General features: G+C 62.2%; 3 protein-coding genes. All 3 read right to left on the reverse strand.

Annotation, left to right across the window (positions count from 1 at the left end; all coding sequences use genetic code 11):
• A partial coding sequence (locus C0Z16_RS36935) for an ATP-binding cassette domain-containing protein (protein WP_146014425.1) occupies positions 1-257 on the reverse strand: 257 nt, incomplete at its 3' end.
• A 17-nt stretch (positions 258-274) separates the two neighbouring features.
• Positions 275-1051: an ABC transporter ATP-binding protein gene (locus C0Z16_RS36940; protein ID WP_102636843.1), complete on the reverse strand. Its 777-nt coding sequence runs from the start codon at positions 1049-1051 to the stop codon at positions 275-277.
• A 23-nt stretch (positions 1052-1074) separates the two neighbouring features.
• On the reverse strand, positions 1075-1461 hold a 387-nt coding region (locus C0Z16_RS36945), incomplete at its 5' end, for an ABC transporter permease subunit (RefSeq protein WP_407070733.1).

The following is a 1461-nucleotide window of genomic DNA, read 5'->3' on the forward strand; positions in this document are numbered from 1 at the left end:
CCGCGACCTTCCGGCACCATCGCGAGTCCGCGCTTCAACAGCTCGTGCGGCGGTATGCCCTTGATCGACTGGCCCATGTACTCGATGTCGCCCGCGGCATACGGCTTGAGCCCCGTAATCGCCTTCATCGTCGTGGTCTTGCCCGCGCCGTTGGCGCCGATCAGCGTGACCAGTTCGCCCTGCCCAACTTCGAGGTCGATGCCCTTGACTGCCTGGATGCCGCCGTAATTGACCTGCAGGCCCTTGATTTTCAACATTGCTTGCGTGGTGGACATCAGTGGACTCCCGCACCCAGATAAGCTTCGATCACTTTCGGATCCTTCTGCACGTCTTGCGGCAGACCTTGCGCAATCACCTTGCCGTAGTCGAGCACCGTCATCTGGTTGCACAGACCCATCACGAGTTTCACGTCGTGCTCGATCAGCAGAATCGTCTTGCCGTCGGCGCGGATCTTGTCGAGCAGTCGCGTCAACTCGACCTTTTCCGTTGCGTTCATGCCGGCAGCGGGTTCGTCGAGCGCGAGCAGTTTCGGATCGGTTGCAAGCGCGCGCGCAATTTCAAGCCGGCGCTGATGGCCGTACGACAGGTTGCGCGACGTGTAGTCCGCGTACTGCGCAATGCCGACGTACTCCAGCAGTTCGATCGCGCGCTCCTTGATCTCACGCTCTTCCTTGCGCTCGGCCGGCGTCTGGAACACCGCGCCCAGCAAGCCGTGTTTCGTGCGCACGTGCCGGCCGACCATCACGTTTTCCAGCGCGGTCATGCCGCCGAACAGGCGGATGTTCTGGAACGTGCGCGCAATGCCCGCCTTCGCCACCTGATACACGGCGGTCGGCGTGTAGTTCGTGCCGTCGAGCTTGAAGTCGCCCGAGTCCGGTGTGTACAGACCGGTGATCACGTTGAAGAAGGTCGTCTTGCCGGCGCCGTTCGGGCCGATCAGACCGTAAATCGTGCCTTCCTCGATCTGAAGGCCGACGTCCGACAGCGCCTGCAGGCCGCCGAAGCGCTTGTTGACGCCCTTCACGGACAGACGGATTTGTTTGTCGCTCATATGATTTCTCCTATCCGCTTCCGTTACGCGCGCACCGGCTTCTTGCCGGCCCGCCTCGACAGTTTCGCAATCTTGTCTTCGTGCTTCGGCGACGGCCACAGGCCTTCGGAGCGGTACAGCATGATCAGCACCATCGCGAGTGCGTAGACCAGCTGACGGATCACTTCCGTATCGACAATCTCATGGCCGAAGATCATGTGCTGCAGCGGACCCATCGTCGAGCGCAGGAATTCCGGCAGCACCGCGAGCAGCACCGCGCCGAGAATCACCCCCGGAATGTGGCCCATGCCGCCTAGCACCACGCACGCCAGCACCACGATCGACTCCGGTAGCGTGAACGATTCCGGCGACACGAAGCCCTGAAACGCGCCGAACATCGCGCCCGACAGGCCGCCGAACGACGCGCCCAT

This window comes from Paraburkholderia rhynchosiae, from assembly GCF_002879865.1.
GTDB lineage: Bacteria > Pseudomonadota > Gammaproteobacteria > Burkholderiales > Burkholderiaceae > Paraburkholderia > Paraburkholderia rhynchosiae.